This is a genomic window from Rhizobium sp. BK619 (assembly GCF_014195245.1).
Classification (GTDB): domain Bacteria; phylum Pseudomonadota; class Alphaproteobacteria; order Rhizobiales; family Rhizobiaceae; genus Rhizobium; species Rhizobium acidisoli.
In genome coordinates this window covers 85,017-103,664 of sequence record NZ_JACIBH010000004.1, presented here as the reverse complement: position 1 = coordinate 103,664, position 18,648 = coordinate 85,017, and the positions used below count along the sequence as shown (strand labels likewise).

Annotated in this window: 16 protein-coding genes and 1 pseudogene; 14 read left to right on the top strand and 3 right to left on the bottom strand. The window is 63.0% G+C overall.

What is annotated here, in order from left to right:
• Positions 1-70: 70 nt before the first annotated feature.
• Entirely contained in the window at positions 71-1,126 is a 1,056-nt protein-coding gene (locus FHX14_RS08545; RefSeq protein WP_184376863.1) for a LacI family DNA-binding transcriptional regulator, read from the bottom strand.
• 185 nt (positions 1,127-1,311) lie between these two features.
• On the opposite strand from FHX14_RS08545, the gene FHX14_RS08540 reads away from it, so the two are divergent.
• The 5 genes from FHX14_RS08540 to ugpC all read left to right on the top strand — a co-directional run bounded on the left by FHX14_RS08540 (position 1,312) and on the right by ugpC (position 8,453).
• Entirely contained in the window at positions 1,312-3,831 is a 2,520-nt protein-coding gene (locus FHX14_RS08540) for a hypothetical protein (protein ID WP_184376862.1), read from the top strand.
• A 169-nt stretch (positions 3,832-4,000) separates the two neighbouring features.
• Positions 4,001-5,260 (top strand): ABC transporter substrate-binding protein, encoded by a 1,260-nt coding sequence (locus tag FHX14_RS08535; RefSeq protein ID WP_012557633.1) that lies wholly within the window; start codon positions 4,001-4,003, stop codon positions 5,258-5,260.
• Positions 5,261-5,271: 11 nt separating this feature from the next.
• A complete protein-coding gene (locus FHX14_RS08530) occupies positions 5,272-6,309 on the top strand; it encodes a sugar ABC transporter permease (protein ID WP_003586532.1) in 1,038 nt (345 codons plus the stop codon).
• Complete coding sequence (locus FHX14_RS08525; protein WP_003586531.1) at positions 6,306-7,355, top strand: carbohydrate ABC transporter permease; 1,050 nt, start codon at positions 6,306-6,308, stop codon at positions 7,353-7,355. Before FHX14_RS08530 ends, FHX14_RS08525 begins: the two co-directional genes overlap by 4 nt.
• 18 nt (positions 7,356-7,373) lie before the next feature.
• A complete protein-coding gene (gene ugpC / locus FHX14_RS08520; RefSeq protein WP_184376861.1) occupies positions 7,374-8,453 on the top strand; it encodes a sn-glycerol-3-phosphate ABC transporter ATP-binding protein UgpC in 1,080 nt (359 codons plus the stop codon).
• A gap of 57 nt (positions 8,454-8,510) precedes the next feature.
• On the opposite strand, the gene FHX14_RS33455 is transcribed toward ugpC, so the two are convergent.
• The gene (locus FHX14_RS33455) at positions 8,511-8,693 is read right to left on the bottom strand and encodes a hypothetical protein (RefSeq protein WP_012557636.1); all 183 of its coding nucleotides are present in this window, start codon (positions 8,691-8,693) and stop codon (positions 8,511-8,513) included.
• A gap of 374 nt (positions 8,694-9,067) precedes the next feature.
• Here FHX14_RS33455 and FHX14_RS08510 point away from each other — a divergent pair, with 374 nt between their 5' ends.
• The 6 genes and pseudogenes from FHX14_RS08510 (at position 9,068) to FHX14_RS08485 (ending at position 14,090) form a co-directional block, all read left to right on the top strand.
• Entirely contained in the window at positions 9,068-9,277 is a 210-nt protein-coding gene (locus tag FHX14_RS08510; protein ID WP_003586528.1) for a hypothetical protein, read from the top strand.
• A gap of 8 nt (positions 9,278-9,285) precedes the next feature.
• Positions 9,286-9,661: pseudogene (locus FHX14_RS08505) on the top strand (GFA family protein).
• Positions 9,662-9,820: 159 nt separating this feature from the next.
• Positions 9,821-11,113: an efflux RND transporter periplasmic adaptor subunit gene (locus tag FHX14_RS08500; protein WP_184376860.1), complete on the top strand. Its 1,293-nt coding sequence runs from the start codon at positions 9,821-9,823 to the stop codon at positions 11,111-11,113.
• Positions 11,114-11,125: 12 nt separating this feature from the next.
• Positions 11,126-11,842, top strand: a complete 717-nt coding sequence (locus tag FHX14_RS08495; protein ID WP_012557638.1) for an ABC transporter ATP-binding protein — start codon at positions 11,126-11,128, stop codon at positions 11,840-11,842.
• Positions 11,832-13,034, top strand: a complete 1,203-nt coding sequence (locus tag FHX14_RS08490) for an ABC transporter permease (protein WP_184376859.1) — start codon at positions 11,832-11,834, stop codon at positions 13,032-13,034. Before FHX14_RS08495 ends, FHX14_RS08490 begins: the two co-directional genes overlap by 11 nt.
• 441 nt (positions 13,035-13,475) lie before the next feature.
• Entirely contained in the window at positions 13,476-14,090 is a 615-nt protein-coding gene (locus FHX14_RS08485; RefSeq protein WP_184376858.1) for a GntR family transcriptional regulator, read from the top strand.
• A gap of 51 nt (positions 14,091-14,141) precedes the next feature.
• Here the strand turns inward: FHX14_RS08485 and FHX14_RS08480 are convergent, their stop codons facing one another.
• Positions 14,142-14,954: a ferredoxin--NADP reductase gene (locus FHX14_RS08480; RefSeq protein ID WP_037073088.1), complete on the bottom strand. Its 813-nt coding sequence runs from the start codon at positions 14,952-14,954 to the stop codon at positions 14,142-14,144.
• Between the two features lie 359 nt (positions 14,955-15,313).
• On the opposite strand from FHX14_RS08480, the gene pcsA reads away from it, so the two are divergent.
• From pcsA to FHX14_RS08465, 3 genes are read left to right on the top strand one after another with little or no spacing between them, the layout of a single operon-like run.
• Entirely contained in the window at positions 15,314-16,042 is a 729-nt protein-coding gene (pcsA, locus tag FHX14_RS08475) for a phosphatidylcholine synthase (RefSeq protein ID WP_183692883.1), read from the top strand.
• Positions 16,043-16,052: 10 nt separating this feature from the next.
• Positions 16,053-17,033: a quinone oxidoreductase gene (locus FHX14_RS08470; RefSeq protein ID WP_184376857.1), complete on the top strand. Its 981-nt coding sequence runs from the start codon at positions 16,053-16,055 to the stop codon at positions 17,031-17,033.
• Between the two features lie 39 nt (positions 17,034-17,072).
• Positions 17,073-18,641: an ABC transporter ATP-binding protein gene (locus FHX14_RS08465; RefSeq protein ID WP_184376856.1), complete on the top strand. Its 1,569-nt coding sequence runs from the start codon at positions 17,073-17,075 to the stop codon at positions 18,639-18,641.
• The last annotated feature ends 7 nt before the right edge of the window (positions 18,642-18,648 follow it).

Genomic DNA, 18,648 nt, shown 5'->3' with positions numbered 1-18,648 from the left:
ACGGGGAGAAGGTGGCGGCAGCCGGATGAGGGGCGGCTCTCGCCGATCTCCATCCGGGACAGCAGTGACCTCAGCGACCCCGGGGTTCCGCAACTGCGCCGCTGACGGCTGCGACACTGCCCCTTTCCACAAGGTGGCAGGAAAGCTCGACGCGACGCCGCGGCGTCGCCAGGCCGAGCATCATGTCGCGCAACAGATCGAGCGCGGTGGCGCCGAGTTCGCGCATCGGAATATGCACGGTCGAAAGTGGCGGATTGAGAAAGGCCGATTGCGGCAGGTCGTCGATGCCCATGACGGAAATGTCCTGCGGCACGGCATAACCCATCACCTGCAATCCGCGCACGGCGCCGTTGGCAAGGCTGTCGCCCGCCGTCAGGATGGCGGTGAAGCAAAGGCCCTTGTCGCGGACGAGGCGGGTGATCGCCTCGGCGCCCAATTCCGGCAGCCAGTCATCGACTTCGAGCACCAGATCGGCATCGGCCTGCAGCCCGTGATGCTGCAGGGCATCGCGCCAGCCCTCCAGGCGCCGCTCGATCGTCCGCCGTCCCGGGCGTAGCATGAACAGGACGCGTTGGTGCCCGGCCTCGATCAGCCGCTCGGCGGCGATGAAGGCGGCCGAGCGGTTGCAGGGCGTCACACTGGAGAGCCGCATATAGGGATCGTCGCTGTTGACGAGCACGACGGGCTTTCCGAGGCCGGCCGCCGCCGCCAGCATGTCCTCGTCGTCGACAGTCAGGATCAGCATGCCGCCAAAGCCTGGATCATCCCGCATCTCGGCGACGACACGGGCTTCATCGGCCTTATCGGCGACCGGGCGCATCGCCAGTTCGATGCCGAGGGCGGCCGCGCGGGCATTCAGGCCTTCGAGCACATGGAGCGTGAACTGGTTGCGGACATAGTCGATCATTGCAGCGCCCGAGGCGACGAGCATGACCTTCTTGCCGGCGACGCTCGCCGGCAGGGCGTAGCTGACGGCACTTGCCGTTTCCAGCACCAGCTTGCGAATCTCCGGCCGGACGCCTTTTTCGCCGGCCAAGGCGCGTGAGACCGTGCTGATCGAGACGCCGCACCGGGCGGCGATATCGTCGAGACGCGTGCGCCTGCCTTTTTTCTCCTCCGCTGTCATGTCGCTCTCCTCACTCCTATGACTTTATGCAAAAATCTTTCAGATTGCGCAAACGGAATGCCTATGCACAATTGCCCATGAGGAGTCCGCGACCAAGCGGCAGAGCAGGGAGGCTTTGAAGATGCGGCTTGACCGTCTTCCACGCGTCGGCGTTTCCAACGTCTCAGGGCTCGAGCGAGCTGAGCATGACCGCTGAGAAATCTCATCTTCGCCGCGCCACCGGCAACCAGAGCCCGATCGTTTATTGGCAGCTCGGCCATCTCTTACAGGCGCGCTACGACGTCGCCGACCGGCCGATGGAAGGCAGGATGGATCCGTTTTTCTTCGTCACCAAGACGAAGAACTTCATCCCGCACGAATATCCCTGCCGCACCGAATTCAAGAAATCATTCTCGGGCCGAAGACCGCAACCGACCGACGCATTCGAACCCATCCGCTGGTGGCTTCCCTTTGCCTCGCCGCGCGTCGATCTCTCCGGCTTCTGGTTTCGCCCGACGGGCATCGGCTGCTGGGCCCGCACCTTCCTCGATGCCCGCTCGGCCGGACCTGCCAGGCTTCGCCTGTCGACTTGCGGCGGCGCCATCCTCTTCGTCAACGGCCGCGAGCAGGGCTTCATGGCGCCCTACGAGCGCAATCTGGAAGCCCAACAGATCTTTGAGGTCGAACTTTCAGCCGGCCTCAACGAGATCCGCGTCTATTTCGACGATCTCGCCGAGCGTGACGCCCGCTTCTATTTCCAGCTGGATTATCTCGACGGGCCGGAGGTCGAAACATCGGTTCCCGTTCCGATCGCCGCCGCTGCCGCGGATGCGCTGGAGACGATCCTCGAAGGCATGCGCTTCGACCGCACCGCCTATCTCGGCGAGGTCGTGACGATCCTGTTTCCTGCGCCGCTGCCGGTGGCGCTGAGCTGTCATGTCGAGATCGAAGGCGACTTCATGTCGGTCGAGCGCTTCGATTATGATTTCGCGCTGGAGAAAGGCGCAACCAGGTTGGACCTCGGTACCTCGGCCCACATGCCGGCCGATTTCCGCCATTTCCGCATTACCTTCAAAACCGGCGAACTGTCGGTCGGCCGCACGCTCGGCGTCGAGATCTGTCATCCCCAGCGCCAGGGGCAAGCGCCTGCTGCGCTGGAAGATCGCGTCGCCGAGGCGCTTGCGGAAGTCGCCGCCCATTCCGAGCCCGACACGGTCTGCGCTTTCGCGCGCCTGGCTCTGGGGCAGGGGGGCGGGGAAACCGAGGCGATGATCTCGGCCATGCTGCCCGTCATCGAGGATTGTCACGACTGCGCCGATTTCGTGCTGGTGCCGCTGCTGTTTGCCTATACGCGCTGGAGCGATCTGCTGTCGCAGGCTCTGAGGCAAAGGATCGAACACGCCGTTCTCAATTATCGCTATTGGATGGACGAACCGGGCAACGACGTTCAGTGGTATTTTTCGGAAAACCACGCGCTGCTCTTCCACACGGCCGCCTATCTCGGCGGCCGGCTTTTCCCCGATGCCGTCTTCGTCCGCTCCGGCCGCACCGGCGCCGAGCAGATGAAGGTCGGCGAAGAGCGGGTCCGCGCCTGGCTCGATCATTTCGAGCACTGGGAAATGGCCGAGTGGAATTCCGTTCCCTATTTCCCGATCGACCTCAAGGGTCTGACGGCGCTTGCCGCCTGCGCACCGGACGAGACGATCCGCGCCCGGGCGAAGGCCAGCATCGTCCGCCTGATGGAGATCGTCGCCCGTTCGGCCCATCGCGGTATGCTGACCGGCAGCCAGGGCCGCTCCTACGAACATACGCTGCGCCCCGGCCGCTCGGTCGAACTCTCAGGTATCGCCCGGCTGCTCTGGGGCCAAGGCTGGTACGGCCGGCGCGTCCACGCTTTGCCGCAGCTTGCCGTCTGCATCCGCGATCACGGCCTGCAGTTCCCCGAGGCGCTTGCCGCCATCGCCGCGCATGACGCCGACGACGCGCAGGAATGGACCTTTTCCCAGGGCGAGAACCGTTTTGCCGCCCTCTATCACTACAAGACGCGCGACACCGCGCTCGGCACCATCGCCCATTATCGCCCCGGCGCCTGGGGTTATCAGGAAACGGTGCTGCATCTGCGCCTCGGCGACCGGCCGGAAGCGCAGGTCTGGATCAACCACCCCGGCGAGACCATCCAGTTCGGTTACGGCCGGCCGAGCTTCTGGGGCGGCTGCGGAACGCTGCCGCGCGTCCATCAATATCGCGATCTCGCCATTCTCGATTTCGAGATCCACGAGGGCCAGCCGGATTTCACTCATGCCTGGTTCCCGCTCGAAGCCTTTGACGACGCGGTCGTCGACGGCAATCTGGCGCTTGCCCGCGCCGGCAACGGGCTTGCGATGCTGGTCGGCAATGGCGCGCTCGAACCGGTGAAACAAGGCCCGACGACGGATGTCGAGCTGCGCCTCTCCGGTCGCAAGGGCCGCTGGATCGTCCGTCTCTCCGATTGCGGGCGCGAGGGCGGCCTCGACGGCATGCGGGCGCGTTTCGCCACGCTCGCGGCCCGCCGCGACAATGAGGGCGCTTTGATCGTCATCGATCCGGATTATGGTCAGGTGGTCTTCGAAGAGGATGGCACCGTGCGCGCTGAAGGCCGTATTCTTCGCCCGTCGGACTGGTCGGTGCGGGGAGACGCGGTACATCTTGAGATACCAGGCAGGCAGCCTCGGCGCGCTGCCTCGTAGACGACATGCCCGGCAGGTGGAGGATCCGGCCGAGCCTACTGCATAATTCCTTAAATCGGAAGCGATTTAAGGATGAAATTATGCAGCAATTCAAAGTGTTACAGCGTCCTTTGCGCGTCTGAAAAGACGCGCGGCGCTGTGGGAATTCATCGGTCAGGAGGAGGAGAAAATGACCAGAATACAATCGATCGGTGCGGCTTTTGCTGCGGTTCTCTTGAGTTCCGTTGCCGCCCATGCCGGCGACGTGCGCATCATGTGGTATTCCGATGGCGGCGAAGGCGCTGTCATCAAGGATCTGCTGGCGCGCTTCTCGAAGGCCAATCCCGATGTCAACGTCATTCTCGACGAGGTCTCCTATGACGTCGTCAAGGAACAGCTGCCGGTGCAGCTCGAAGCCGGGAAGGGGCCGGATATCGCCCGCGTCACCAATCTGAAGGCGCTGGCCCAGCACTGGCTCGATCTTCGCCCGCTCCTTGCCGATGCGAAATATTGGGACGACAATTTCGGCGCCCAGGCCGACTGGATGCGCCCCGACGGCTCGAACGCCATCACCGGCTTCATGACGCAGCTGACGCTGACCGGCGGCTTCGCCAACAAGACGCTGTTCGATCAGGCCGGCGTCGAAATTCCCGGCCCGAAAGCCACCTGGGATGATTGGGCGGCGGCCGCCAAGAAGGTCGCCGACAGTCAGAAGGTCTTCGCCATGGCGATTGACCGCTCCGGTCATCGCGTCTCCGGCCCGAACATCTCCTACGGCGCCAATTATATCGCCGCCGACGGCAAGCCGGCGCCGATCGATCAGGGCGCCAAGGACTTCCTCAGCCGCTTCGTCAAATGGAACGAGGAGGGCATCGTCAACAAGGATGTCTGGGTCAGCGCCGCCGGCACCACCTATCGCGCTGCCGCCGAAGACTTCATCAATGGCGGCCTTGCCTATTATTATTCCGGCAGCTGGCAGGTCCCGGGCTTTGCCCAGAAGATCGGCGATAATTTCGATTGGGTCATGACCGGAAGCCCCTGCGGCACGGCCAGCTGCACCGGCATACAGGGCGGCGCCGCTCTTGTCGCCGTCAAATACACCAAGAACCCCAAGGACGTCGCCAAGGTGATGGATTACCTGGCAGGTGCCGACGTGCAGAAGGAATTCGCCGAGCGCAGCCTGTTCATTCCAGCGCATAAGGGTGTCGCCGCCGGCCAGGTGGACTTCAAGACCGACAATCCGCATGTGCAGGCGGCGCTGAAGGCCTTCGTCGAAGCGGCCGGCCAGACGGCGGCACCGGCCATGAAGCTGCCGGGCTGGAAGTGGTCGGATGCCTATTACAGCGCCATCGTCGCCCGCATCAGCCAGGTGATCGCCGGCGAGATGAAGCTTGACGACGCCTATGCCCGCATCGACGAGGACATCAAGGCCAAGGTCGGCGCCAACTAACGGACCTAGAGATGACGGGAAAGACGGTTTCTTCCGAACCGCCGGCGAAAGCCGGCCTGCGGCAGGCGCTCAACGCGCCTGTCCGGCTCTTCATGGGCATCGTCGATATTCCCATGCGCGCCTGGCAGAAGCTGACGGGGCTGAACGGCATGGCGGGCGTCTTCCTGGCGCCCAACATGCTGATCTTCACGGTTTTCGTGCTCCTGCCGCTGGTCATCAACTTCATCTATTCGACGACGAGCGGCGGCGCCATCTTCCTGCCGAACAGGACCTATGTCGGCGCCGAGCAGTACCGCATCCTGTTCGATTGCGGTTCTTATCTCGACCCCTCGACCTGCGCGGCCGACACTTTCTGGGCGGCCGTGCGCAACACCGCCGTCTTCGTCGTCTTCCAGGTCTCGGCGATGCTGGTCGCAGCGCTGGCGACGGCCTTGATCCTCAACCGCGAGCTTTCCAATCGCGGCTTCTGGCGCGCCGTCTTCTTCTTCCCGGTGCTTCTGTCGCCCGTTGTCGTCGGCCTGATCTGGAAATGGATCCTGCAGCGCCAGGGCCTGTTGAACTACGCGCTGAGTCCCTTCGGCTTCGAACCTTTCTCCTGGCTCAGCGATCGTTTCTGGGCCTTCTTCTTCGCCGTCTTCGTCTCGGTCTGGGCGCATATGGGCTTTTATGCCCTGATCCTGCTCGCCGGCCTGCAGGCGATCCCAAGGGATCTCTACGAGGCGGCCGCGATGGACAAGGCGAGCCCCACCCGCATCTTCCGGCGCATCACCCTGCCGCTGCTGATGCCGAACCTTATCGTCGTCCTGGTGCTGGCGCTGATCCGCGCCGTGCAGATCTTCGACGAGGTCTTCGTCTTGACCGGCGGCGGCCCTGGCACCAGCACCATGTATATCACCCAGTATATTTACGAGACCGGCTTTGCCAGTTCGCTGCGCAATCCGGGGCTTGCCTCGGCCGCCTCGATCCTGATGGGCATCGTGCTGGTCATCCTGACGCTGATCCAGCTCGGCGTCAGCAGCCGCAACGAGAAGAAGGGAACACGCCAATGAGCGCGGTCGGCGCCTTTCTCCTGCGCCGCCGCGGCCGCGGCTGGCACTGGACCGACGTGGTCACCTGGATCTGGCTGGTCTCGGGCGTCTTCTTGATGTTCGGCCCGGCCGTCTGGCTGGTCTTTTCCTCCTTCAAGACGCCGGCCGCACTTGCCGAATTCCCGCCGTCCTTCCTGCCCTATGTGACCGAACAGGCTGTTGTGCCGGGCTACGACAAGCCGCTGCCGCTCTATAACGTCACGATGCCGGACGGCAGCAGCCGTGTGCTCGCCGAAGTCCGCCGCATCGGCATTATCGGCCAGATGGTCGATCCGAAACAGCCTGGCGAAATCGTCAAGGCGAACATTAAGGACCGTACCCCGGTGCGCAAGGTCGAATTCGCCGCCGGCAACTACACCGAACCGTTCCAGCGCTTCGATTTCTTCCTGTTCCTGCGCAACTCCGTCTTCGTCACGGTGGTGGCGACGGCGATCACGCTGCTCGTCAATTCCATGGCCGCCTTCGCGCTGTCGAAATACCAGTTCCCCGGCCGCACCGCTGTCATGCTGATGATCCTGGCGACGCTGATGGTGCCGCTCTCGGTGATCGTTGTGCCGCTCTATTCCGTCATCGGCACCCTGAACCTTTTCGATAGCCTCTGGGGCGTCATCCTGCCGACGGTCGCCACCCCGACAGGTGTCTTCCTGCTGCGCCAATATATGCTGACCATCCCCGACGAGTTGATCGACGCTGCGCGCATGGACAAGGCCAGCGAATGGCAGATCTACTGGCGCATCATCCTGCCGCTGTCGGCGCCGGCCCTGGCGGTTCTGGCGATCTTCTCGGTCGTCTGGCGCTGGAACGATTTCCTCTGGCCGCTGATCGTGCTCTCGCGCAAGGAACTCTATACGCTGCAGGTCGGCCTCAACGTTTATGCCGGCGAACTGAATGTGCAATGGCACTATATCCTCGCCATGACCGTCGTCTCGATGATCCCGGTCGTGCTGATCTTCGTCTTCCTGCAGCGTTTCATCACCACAGGCATCGCCGGCTCCGGACTGAAATAATATGAAAGAGGAGAGTGCATGAGCGGGCTCGAGCTCAGGAACATCGTCAAGAATTTCGGCTCCGTCGAGGTCATCCGCGCTGTCTCGCTTGAGGTCAATGATGGCGAGTTCGTCGCCTTCGTCGGCCCGTCCGGCTGCGGGAAATCGACGCTGCTGCGCCTGATTGCCGGCCTCGACAAGCCGACAGGCGGCAGCATCGCAATCGACGGCAAGGATGTCACCGAGATCGGCGCCGCCGACCGGGGCCTTGCCATGGTCTTCCAGTCCTATGCGCTCTATCCGCATATGAGCGTCAGGGAAAACCTTGCCTTCGGCCTCGAGAATACCAAGGTGGCCAAGGCCGAGATCGAAGCGCGCATCGCTGATGCCGCCCGCATGCTGGAGATCGAGCCCTTCCTGCAGCGCCGCCCGGGCCAGCTCTCCGGCGGCCAGCGCCAGCGCGTCGCGATCGGCCGCGCCATCGTCCGCCGGCCGGATGCCTTCCTGCTCGACGAGCCGCTCTCCAATCTCGACGCCGAGCTCCGAGTGAGTATGCGCGCCGAGCTTGCCGCCCTTCACGCCCGCCTGAAGGCGACGATGATCTACGTCACCCACGATCAGGTCGAGGCGATGACCCTTGCAAACCGCATCGTCGTGCTTCGAGGCGGCAGGATCGAGCAGGTGGGAACACCGCTGGAGCTTTACAACAGACCGGTCAACCGCTTCGTCGCCGGCTTCATCGGCGCCCCGCACATGAATTTCCTGGAAGGTGCGATCGTCGGTCACGAAGGCGGTTTCACCCAAGTCGAAACCGTCGGCGGCCATCGCCTTTCCGTTATTGCTCAGGAAACACGCCCGATCGGCGAGAGGATCAGCATCGGCGTCCGCCCGCAGCACATCACCCTTGCCGATGGGACTGACGCGCGCAAGCTGGACACCCGCGTCACCCTCGTCGAGGAACTGGGTTCCGAAACCGTCGTCCACGCCGACGCAGCGGGCAAGAAGCTGATCGCCGTCTTTGCCGGCCAGCAACGGATGAAATCGGGCGACAGCCTGCCGCTGCATCTCGACCCCGCCGTGCTGCATCTTTTCGGCGAGGACGGAAGGCGTCTGTCTTGAGCGCAAAAGAAAGGCCCGCGCCGAAGCGCGAGCCGGAATTTTCATATTAAGACAACTCTAATGACTGTTCTTGTGGCTCTGTTGACCAGCCTTTACATGCTGTTCATGGCTGCCGCCGCGGGTTCCGCTGGACTGCGCGTCGCGACCGCCTGATGAGGCGCTGCGGGCATTGGTGTCGTTCTTATGACTCTGCTGCCCGGCTTTGACGTGTTGTTCACGGGTTCCACCTTGGTTTGCCATTCGGTTCTCCTTGGGTTTGAACGAGGCCACGTCGACCTCAGGAGTAGAACCTCGCACTGGCGCATGCGTTCCCGATTTTAACATTTCGTGATCTCGTCCGGAAAGGAAGGGATGAGGAAGCGGACCGGACGGATAGGGAGCTCGCCTGCCGTTTCGTTGGTCATCGGGAGAAAGCGGAAAAATCCCGATGTTCTCCAGCACCGCCGCATCCGCTTGGCGCGGCCCGCAACCTCGATTCGACAATGCGCCCGGCGGCAGGAAGGTTCCGCACTCAACCCCATCCAGCCATGCCGGAATCCCGCGCCAAGCCGCCGGCTCTTTCCAATCGATCCCATCGCTCTAACTTAAAAGGCATGGAAAGAAAGGAGAAACCCATGACCGACGCACCGAATACGGCGACCCCGGCGCGAAGAGTGTTGCGTGGCCGCCCCTACAGTATCGGCGAATTTGCCAGGAAATACCGGCTTGACGACAAGGAGGCAAAACGCCTCTACGACAAGTTCGGCCCATCGGCCACCGAACTCGATCTGTTGATGGCGGCAAAGCGGCGCCCGCCGGGGCTGCCCACCAGTCTCGACGCCTGACGGTCGCTATGCGGATCCGGACGGGAAGCTGCCTGTGCGGGGCAGTCGGCTATCGCGTTCGAAGGCCAGCCGCTTCGCGTCGGCCTTTGCCATTGCGCCGATTGCCGCAAATCGAGCGGCTCGGCCTTCGTCTTCTTTGCGGTCTGGCCGCGCCGGGCATTTTCCCATAGCGGCGAGATCGCCACCTTTGCCGGCCGCAGCTTCTGTCCAGCCTGCGGCAGCAGGCTTTTCTGCCTGCGGGAGGAGGCCGCGGAAATCCGCCTCGGTTCGCTCGACAGCCCACCGACGGACCTCGCGCCGGATCATGAAGTCTGGATCAGGCGGCGGGAACCTTGGCTGCCTCAGCTGCCGAGCGCCGGCCAATATGCCGGCGATGCCGATTGACGAGCGCCTCCGCGCGAAAACTTGACTTTTCTTACCAATATTTCATTTCCCCCATCCGCAATTCCGTGCCACTTCGGCGGCAACGCTAATGCCCGGTTCATCTGCGCTGTGCTTATTTCGCTGCAAGGGCCGACACGGCCAATGACTATCGAGGATGACATGAACGACACCGGAACCGGCAAGAAGACCGGGCCACAGACAAGCGGCGCGTCCGATCTCGCGGCGGTGCTTGCCGCATCGGGACGTCAGGGCAAGCGCAGCCGCTGGCGTGGACGCCTGTTCATCCTGCTGATCCTCGTCGCTGCTGCCGCCGGCGCCGCCTATTTCTATATGGGCCGCGGGCAAAGCGAAGTGAGCTATGCCACTCAGCCGGCAAAACGGGGAGATCTGACGGTGCTCGTCACCGCTACCGGCTCGGTGCAGCCGACCGAGCAGGTGGATATATCGAGCGAGCTTTCCGGTACGGTCCGCGACGTCAATGTCGATTACAACAGCACGATCAAAGCGGGCGACGTGCTGGCGCTTCTCGATACCAACAAGCTGGAAGCGGATGTGAAGAGTTCGCGCGCCAAGCTGAATTCTGCCAAGGCAAACGTCGCCAAGGCCAATGCCGATCTGGAATCGGCAAATACCTCGCTCGAGCGGCTGAAGAGCCTGGTCAAGAGCAACGTCTCCACCCAGCAGAGCCTCGACGACGCCACCTACAAATATGATTCCGCCGTCGCCGCCAAACAGATCAACGAAGCCGAGGTGCTCGCCTCGGAGGCCGACCTGCAGCTTGCCGAGGTCAATCTCGCCAAGGCGAAGATCGTCTCGCCGATCGACGGCGTGATCCTCACCCGCGCCGTCAATCCGGGTGCCACGGTCGCAGCCTCGCTTTCGGCGCCGATCCTCTTCACCATAGCCGGCGACCTGAAGAAGATGGAGCTGCAGGTCGATGTCGATGAGGCCGATGTCGGCCAGATTGCCGTCGGTCAGAAGGCGAAGTTTACGGTCGACGCCTATCCCGACCGCAGCTTTCCCGCCGAGATCGAGCAGATCCGCTTCGCCTCCGAAGTGGTCAACAATGTCGTGACCTACAAGGCGGTTCTCTCCGTCGACAATGCCGATCTCCTGCTGCGCCCCGGCATGACCGCGACGGCCGACGTCACCGTCGAAGCCGTCAAGGATACGCTGATGGTGCCGAACGCCGCGCTGCGCTACGCGCCGGCGCAGGCGGGACCGCGCGGCCGCGGCATTTTCGGTATCTTCGGACCGCCACGCCAGCGCGGCGGCAATTCAGGCCAGGCATTAACGGGCGCCGAGCGGCGCGTCTGGGTGTTGCGCGACGGCCGGCCCGCACCTGTCGTCATCCAGGTCGGCTCGTCCGACGGCCAATTCACCCAGGTCGTCTCCGGCGAGCTCAAGGAAAACGACGCCTTGGTGACCGACGCCACGACGCGTGCGAACTAGGCGGAGAGACGGATGGCAAGCCCACCGCTCATCGAATTCAGGCAAGTCTCGAAAGTCTACGGCGAGGGCGAGGCGGCAATCCGCGCGCTCGACCATGTCGACCTTGCGATCAACGCCCATGAATTCGTCGCGATCATGGGCCCATCGGGCTCCGGCAAGTCGACGGCGATGAACATCCTCGGCTGCCTCGACGTGCCGAGCGCTGGCGATTACGTCTTCGAAGGTATTCCGACCAGCGGCTTCGACCGAAGCCAGCTGACGCTCCTGCGCCGCCATATGCTCGGCTTCGTCTTCCAAGGCTTCAACCTGCTGTCGCGCACCTCGGCGGTCGAAAATGTCGAGCTGCCGCTGATTTATCGCGGCATGGCGGTGCGCGAGCGGCGCGAGCGGGCGCGCGAAGCCCTGGCGCTGGTTGGCCTCTCCGGCCGCGAACATCACAAGACGCAGGAACTGTCCGGCGGCCAACAGCAGCGCGTCGCCATCGCCCGCGCCATCGTCACCGAGCCGGCGCTGCTGCTTGCCGACGAGCCGACAGGCAATCTCGACACCAGGACCAGCGTCGAGATCATGGATCTGATGACGCGGCTGAACCGCGAGCAGGGCATCACTATCGTCATGGTCACACATGAGCCCGATATCGCCGCCTATGCGCAGCGGCTGCTCAGGTTCGTCGACGGCAAGCTGGAGACCGAGGTGGAGCATCGCAGGAGGGCGGATCATGTTCTTTGAGACGCTGAAGCTGGCATTGCGCGCCATCAGCCGCAACATGCTCCGTTCCTTCCTGACCGTGCTCGGCGTCGTCATCGGCGTTGCCGCCGTCATCGCGCTGGTGACGATCGGCAACGGCACGACCGCGCAGGTCTCGACCGAATTGTCGCGACTCGGCACCAATATGCTGTTCGTCCGCCCCGGCCAGTTCGGCCCCGGCCGGGCGAGCTCCGAAGCCAAGCGCTTCAGCGTCAAGGACGTCGCTGCCATCCGCGACCAGATCGGCGGCCTGAGGGCCGTGGCGCCGCTCAACCAGTCCACGGCGACAGTCATCTCAGGCGGCCAGAACCATTCGACCAGTGTCTGCGGCACCACCAACGACTATTTCGTCGCACAGGATTGGAACCTGGCGCTCGGCCGCACTTTTACCCCCGCCGAGGAGCGCGGCCAGTCCCGCTGCATCATCGGCGAAACGGTGCGCTCGCAGCTCTTCGGCGCCGCCGATCCCACCGGCCAGCAGATCCGCGTCGGCAAGGTCTCATGCCCCGTCATCGGCGTGCTTGCCAAGCGCGGCCAGTCCGGCATGGGCACCGATCAGGACGATGTCGTCATCATGCCGGTCAAGGTGTTCCAGCGACGCATCAGCGGCAACAGCAACGTGCCGCAGATCATCATCTCGGCGCGCGACGGGATTTCCACAGCCAAGGTGCAGTCCGATGTCGAAGATCTGCTGCGCGAGCGCCGCAAGATCATCCCCGGCCGGCAGGACGATTTCAACGTCAACGACATGACCCAGATCGCCGAGGCGATGACCGGCACGACGACGCTGCTGACCGGCCTGCTCGGCGCCGTTGCCGCTATCAGCCTGCTCGTCGGCGGCATCGGCATCATGAACATCATGCTGGTTTCCGTCACCGAGCGCACCCGCGAAATCGGCATTCGCCTGGCGATCGGCGCGCTCGAAAACCAGGTGCTCACCCAGTTCCTGGTCGAAGCCGTGGCGCTCTCGCTCTTCGGCGGAATCACCGGCATCGTGCTTGGCCTCAGCCTCGGCTTCGGCGCTGTGACGCTGCTGAAAGTCCCCTTCGTCTTCAGCCCAATGATGATCGCCGTCGCCTTCCTCTTCTCCGCCGCAATCGGCATGATCTTCGGCTATTTCCCGGCGAGACGGGCAGCGCAGCTGAACCCGATCGAGGCGCTGCGGCACGAGTGACGCATCATGAATGCGTCATGGCAAACGCGCGATGTCTCCCTATGCCGGGTGAGTTTAGCAGGAACGCCAACCCAGTTCTCCGTCTTCCTCGGCCTTGAGCCGAGGATCCATGCCGCGACTGCTGGCGGATGCGGCGTAGATGCTCGGCTCAAGGCAGAGCATGACGGAGAGTGGGGTTGAAGTCGCCTGAGATAGCTCACTCAACCAGGCTTGGTCTCAGATCCGACCCTACCGCTCCCAATCTTCGCGCGGCGGCCTCGGAGGGGCGGGGCGGCCAAAGGAGTTCTTTCGCGGCGTAGACGACCAGGTCAGCAATCGCATTCGTCGAATTCACACGGCTGTTATCTCTTTGTCTCCATTTTGATATTTCAATGCCGACTTGTCTTCGGTTTTTGACCGTGCCACTATGTGATATATCAGATTGAGCGGCGGATTTCCGGCATGCAGACGTCACAGAGCCATCTTGCCTATCTCGCGCTGGAGCATCTGATCGTGACGCTGGTGCTGAAGCCGGGTGCGCTGGTCACCGAAAAGCAGTTGATCGATATGGCGGGCCATGGGCGCACGCCGGTGCGCGAGGCGATCCAGAAGCTTGCCTGGCAGGGGCTGGTCCTGGTGAAGCCGCGTGTCGGGCTGCAGGTGGCCGAGATTGCGCCCGGGGATCACGGCAATGTCATGCAGGTGCGCCGCGAGCTGGAGCCGATTGCGGCAAGCCTCGCAGCCGAACATGCGACGGACGAACAGCGCGTCCGCCTTGGCGACTGCGCCCGCGCGATGGAGGACTGCGCCGTCACCGGCAATCTCGCCGGCTTCTTCGCCGCCGACAAGACCTTTGACGAAATCCTCGAGGATGCCTCTCCGAACGGCTTCATCATGGCGGCACTTGGCCCGGTGCAGACGCATGCGCGTCGCCTCTGGTATTCCACCGCAAATCCGGAGCGCATGGACCGCGCCATTGCGCTGCATGTCGCTGTCATTCACGCCATTCGGCAGGGCAGGCCGGAGGAGGCGCATGCTGCGATGGCGACCCTGATCGACTATCTCGCCCGCACATAAAAACGGCCCCGTTTCCGGAGCCGTTGTCAGATCAGGGTGTCAATGGAAACGTCAGCCGACGAAGGCGCGTTCGATGACGAATTCGGCAGGCTTGCTGTTGGCGCCTTCATTGAGGCCGGCCTGTTCGAGCAGTTCTTTGGTGTCCTTCAGCATGGCCGAGGAGCCGCAGATCATGCCGCGGTCGATCGTCGGGTCGAGCGGCGGCACGCCGAGATCGGTAAACAGCTTTCCGGAGGAGATCAGGTCGGTGATGCGGCCGCGATATTCGAAATCTTCGCGAGTGACGGTCGCGTAGTGGCGCAGCTTGTCGCCGACGACTTCCTTCAGCAACTCGTCGTTCTGAATCTCCTCGACGAGGTCGAAGCCGTATTTCAGCTCGGCGACATCACGCGTCGTATGGGTGAGGATGACTTCCTCGAATTTTTCATAGGTTTCGGGATCGCGGATCAGGCTGGCGAAAGGCGCAATGCCCGTTCCCGTCGAGAACATATAGAGGCGGCGGCCCGGCGTCAGCGCGTCGAGCACCAGCGTGCCCGTCGGCTTCTTGCGCATCAGCACCTGGTCGCCCGGCTTGATTGCCTGCAGATGCGAGGTCAGCGGGCCATCCGGGACCTTGATCGAGAAGAATTCGAGCTCTTCGGCCCAGGCGGGGCTGGCGATCGAATAGGCGCGGAAGACCGGTTTGCCGTCGACCATCAGGCCGATCATCGCGAATTCGCCGGAACGGAAACGGAAGCCCTGCGGCCGGGTCATCGTGAAACGGAAGAGCCGGTCGGTGTAATGCGTCACGGAAAGTACCGTCTCGGCGTAAACGCCGGCGGGGATAGACGAGGCGAAGTCTTCGGTCTTTGCAGGCGCGTTCATTGCGGTAGCGGATCCCGTTTCGTCGGATGAACTGTCGGATGTGAGGCAGATATTACATATCGGGCTCGAATTAAAGGCATTCCATTCCACGCAGTGCTCCTGAAGGGAAATATGCATGTCATTGGCAGGATTCAATGGCCAACCAGGGGGCCGCGGGCAATGTTGTATTTCCCGCTGGCGAAGCCCGACAAAGGATGCATATTAGGGCGGCGCGCCTGGACTGCACGCCGGTTTTCGGCAAAAACGGTGCGACAACAAAGACCTACGGCGTCGGGACCCGATTCAGGAGTGAGGGAGCCGGTGATGGTTGGAGAAAAACAAGCTTGCCGGGGCGAGCGCGATAGGGCGGTCGGGGGAATATGAAGATTTTCAAATACAAGCGCGTTCCTTACGCGGAGATGCGCGCCTTTTCCGTCCATATCCTGACGGCCTCCGGCTCCTTCCTTGCCTTTCTCGGCGTCGTTGCCGCCGCCGAGCACCGCTTCATCGACATGTTCTGGTGGCTGGGCCTTGCCCTTCTCGTCGATGGCATAGACGGGCCGATCGCCCGCAAGGTGCGCGTCAAGGAAGTGCTGCCGAATTGGTCCGGCGATACGCTCGACAATATCATCGACTACGTCACCTATGTGCTGCTGCCGGCCTTCGCGCTCTATCAGAGCGGCATGATCGGCGAGCCCTGGTCCTTCGTCGCCGCCGGCATGATCGTCGTTTCTAGCGCCATCTATTACGCCGATATGGGCATGAAGACCGACGAGTATTTCTTCTCCGGCTTTCCCGTCGTCTGGAACATGATCGTCTTCACGCTGTTCGTCATCGATGCCAGCGCGACGACGGCGCTCGCCGTCGTGACGGTTTCGGTGGTGCTGACCTTCCTGCCGATCAATTTCCTGCACCCGGTCCGCGTCAAGAGGCTGCGCCAGCTCAATCTCGGCGTCTTCTTCCTGTGGTCGGCGCTCGGCATTTTTTCGCTGCTGATGCACTTCGACACGCCCGAATGGGCGCTCATTCTCTTCATCGTGACCGGGCTCTATCTTTACGTCATCGGCGCGGTGCTGCAATTCTTCCCCGCCCTCGGACGCAAAGCTTAGGATGACCAAGATGAGGAAAACGCAAGCGGTTTCATTTTCGAGAACGGGCGGGCCGGAAGTTTTCGACTATGTCGAACTCGATCTGCCGCCGCCCGCAGCCGGCGAGGTGCAGATCCGCCAGGCGGCGGTCGGCCTCAATTTCATCGATGTCTATTTCCGCAACGGCACCTATAAGGCGCCGCACCTGCCCTTCGTCACCGGCAAGGAGGGAGCCGGCACCGTGACCGCGGTCGGCCCGGGCGTTGCGGATTTCAAGATCGGCGACCGTGTCGCCTATGCCAGCGCCGACGGCGCCTATAGCGCCGAGCGCAATATCGAGACGCGCCATCTGGTGCATGTGCCGGATAGCATCGAACTCGAAACGGCAGCGGCGATGATGCTGAAGGGCATGACCGCCGAATATCTCCTGAATCGCACCTTCAAGGTCGGCCCCGAGACGGTCCTCTTGTTTCATGCCGCCGCCGGCGGCGTCGGCCTGATCGCCGGCCAATGGGCAAAGGCGCTCGGCGCCACCGTCATCGGCACGGCGGGCTCCGAAGACAAGGTCCAGCTGGCACTCGCCCATGGCTACGACCACGTGATCAACTACAAGAGCGAAGACTTCGCCGTCCGGGTCCGCGAGATCACCGCCGGCAAGGGCGTCGATGTCGTCTATGATTCGATCGGCCGCGATACTTTTCCACAGTCGCTCGATTGCCTGAAGCCGCGCGGCCTTTTTGCCTCTTTCGGCCAATCCTCCGGGCCGATCGAGAACTTTACCCTGGCGATGCTGGCGCAGAAGGGCTCGCTGTTTGCGACGCGGCCGACGCTCTTCACCTACATCGCCGCCCGCCAGGAGCTGATCGACAGCGCCAAGGCGCTATTTGATGTTGTGCAAAGCAACAAAGTGCGTATCAATATCAATCAAACCTATCCGTTGCGTGAGGTTGGGCAGGCTCACGCAGATCTGGAAACAAGAAAAACAACAGGAACGACGCTGCTGATTCCATGAGATCCGAACGGACCGATCAGCAGAAGAAATGAGGGGAACGTGTCGCCATTGAATGTGCCGGAGTCCGGTGCGTTACTATCCGTCCAAAAGCTGACGAAGTTTTTCGGTGGCTTTGCCGCCTGCAATGAAATCGATCTCGATATCGCGCCGGGCGAAATTCACGCGCTTCTCGGCGAAAATGGCGCAGGCAAATCCACCCTGGTGAAGATGCTGTTCGGCGTTCTGGAGCCGACAAACGGGCAAATCCTCTGGGAAGGCAGGCCGGTCACGGTCACCTCGCCGGGCGAAGCCCGCAAGCTCGGCATCGGCATGGTCTTCCAGCATTTTTCGCTGTTCGAGGCGTTGACGGTCGCCGAAAACATCGCGCTGTCGCTTGATGACGCCATCCCGATCGGCAAGATTGCCGAGGAGGCGAGGGCGCTGTCTCAAGCCTACGGCCTGCCGCTCGACCCGCATGCCCATGTCGCCGATCTCTCCGTCGGCGAGCGCCAGCGCATCGAGATCGTCCGGGCGCTGCTGCAGAATCCGAAGCTGATCATTCTCGACGAGCCGACCTCGGTGCTGACGCCGCAGGAGGCCGACAGGCTGTTCGAAACGCTGTTCAAGCTGCGCGCCGAGGGCCGCTCGGTTCTCTATATCAGCCATCGCCTGGAAGAGGTGCAGCGCATCTGCGATCGCGCCACCGTGCTGCGCCATGGCCGCGTCACCGGCGCCTGCGATCCGAAGCAGGAAACGCCTGCCTCGCTCGCTCGGATGATGGTCGGCAGCGAGGTGGCGACCGTCACCCATCCCGAGCGCTCGGACAAGGGCGAGGTGCAGCTTGCCGTTGCCAACCTGTCGGTTCCCGCGCGCACGCCATTCGCCATGCCGCTGCGCGATGTCTCGATGGCCGTGCGCGCAGGCGAAATCCTTGCCATTGCCGGTGTTGCCGGCAACGGCCAGAGCGAGCTCTTCGATGCGCTCTCCGGCGAATATCCGGTCGCTTCGCCCGAGGCGATCGTCATCCGCAAGAAGCCTGTGGGCACCGAGGGCATCACCGCCCGCCGCCTGCTCGGCGCCGGTTTCGTGCCGGAGGAGCGGCATGGCCATGCCGCCGTTTCTGCGATGAAACTGTCGGACAATCTGGTGCTCGCCCGCAGCCAGTCGGACCGCAAGGCCTTTCTCGGCCTGCTCGGCATCATCCGCCACGGCGCGGTAAAATCTGCCGCACGGCGGATTTCCGAGGCGATGGATGTGCGCAAGAGCGGTGACGACCCGGCCGCAGGCTCGCTCTCCGGCGGTAACCTGCAGAAATTCATCGTCGGCCGCGAACTCGACCGCCAGCCGGCCGTCCTGGTCGTCAACCAGCCGACCTGGGGTGTCGATGCCGGGGCTGCAAGCCGCATCCGCCAGGCCCTGGTCGATCTCGCGAAGGCCGGCTCCGCCGTCGTCGTCATCAGCCAGGATCTCGACGAGATCTTCGAAGTGGCGACCGATATCGCCGTCATCTCCGAGGGACGCCTTTCCAGCCCGTTTCCATCAGGCGAACTGACGCGCGAAAAGATCGGCCTGCTGATGGGCGGCCTGCATCAGAGCGGCGGCGCTCCACAGGCGCCCCATGCGCATTGAAGAGGCA

Bases quoted from the DNA above. Each gene is read 5' to 3' on its own strand.
- pcsA (WP_183692883.1), top strand. From the start codon at position 15,314: ATGAAGATTTTCAAATACAAGCGCGTTCCTTACGCGGAGATGCGCGCC.
- FHX14_RS08490 (WP_184376859.1), top strand. From the start codon at position 11,832: ATGTTCTTTGAGACGCTGAAGCTGGCATTGCGCGCCATCAGCCGCAAC.
- FHX14_RS08530 (WP_003586532.1), top strand. From the start codon at position 5,272: ATGACGGGAAAGACGGTTTCTTCCGAACCGCCGGCGAAAGCCGGCCTG.
- ugpC (WP_184376861.1), top strand. From the start codon at position 7,374: ATGAGCGGGCTCGAGCTCAGGAACATCGTCAAGAATTTCGGCTCCGTC.
- FHX14_RS08535 (WP_012557633.1), top strand. From the start codon at position 4,001: ATGACCAGAATACAATCGATCGGTGCGGCTTTTGCTGCGGTTCTCTTG.
- FHX14_RS08495 (WP_012557638.1), top strand. From the start codon at position 11,126: ATGGCAAGCCCACCGCTCATCGAATTCAGGCAAGTCTCGAAAGTCTAC.
- FHX14_RS08485 (WP_184376858.1), top strand. From the start codon at position 13,476: ATGCAGACGTCACAGAGCCATCTTGCCTATCTCGCGCTGGAGCATCTG.
- FHX14_RS08470 (WP_184376857.1), top strand. From the start codon at position 16,053: ATGAGGAAAACGCAAGCGGTTTCATTTTCGAGAACGGGCGGGCCGGAA.
- FHX14_RS08500 (WP_184376860.1), top strand. From the start codon at position 9,821: ATGAACGACACCGGAACCGGCAAGAAGACCGGGCCACAGACAAGCGGC.
- FHX14_RS08540 (WP_184376862.1), top strand. From the start codon at position 1,312: ATGACCGCTGAGAAATCTCATCTTCGCCGCGCCACCGGCAACCAGAGC.
- FHX14_RS08545 (WP_184376863.1), bottom strand. From the start codon at position 1,126: ATGACAGCGGAGGAGAAAAAAGGCAGGCGCACGCGTCTCGACGATATC.
- FHX14_RS08480 (WP_037073088.1), bottom strand. From the start codon at position 14,954: ATGAACGCGCCTGCAAAGACCGAAGACTTCGCCTCGTCTATCCCCGCC.
- FHX14_RS08510 (WP_003586528.1), top strand. From the start codon at position 9,068: ATGACCGACGCACCGAATACGGCGACCCCGGCGCGAAGAGTGTTGCGT.
- FHX14_RS33455 (WP_012557636.1), bottom strand. From the start codon at position 8,693: ATGGCAAACCAAGGTGGAACCCGTGAACAACACGTCAAAGCCGGGCAG.
- FHX14_RS08525 (WP_003586531.1), top strand. From the start codon at position 6,306: ATGAGCGCGGTCGGCGCCTTTCTCCTGCGCCGCCGCGGCCGCGGCTGG.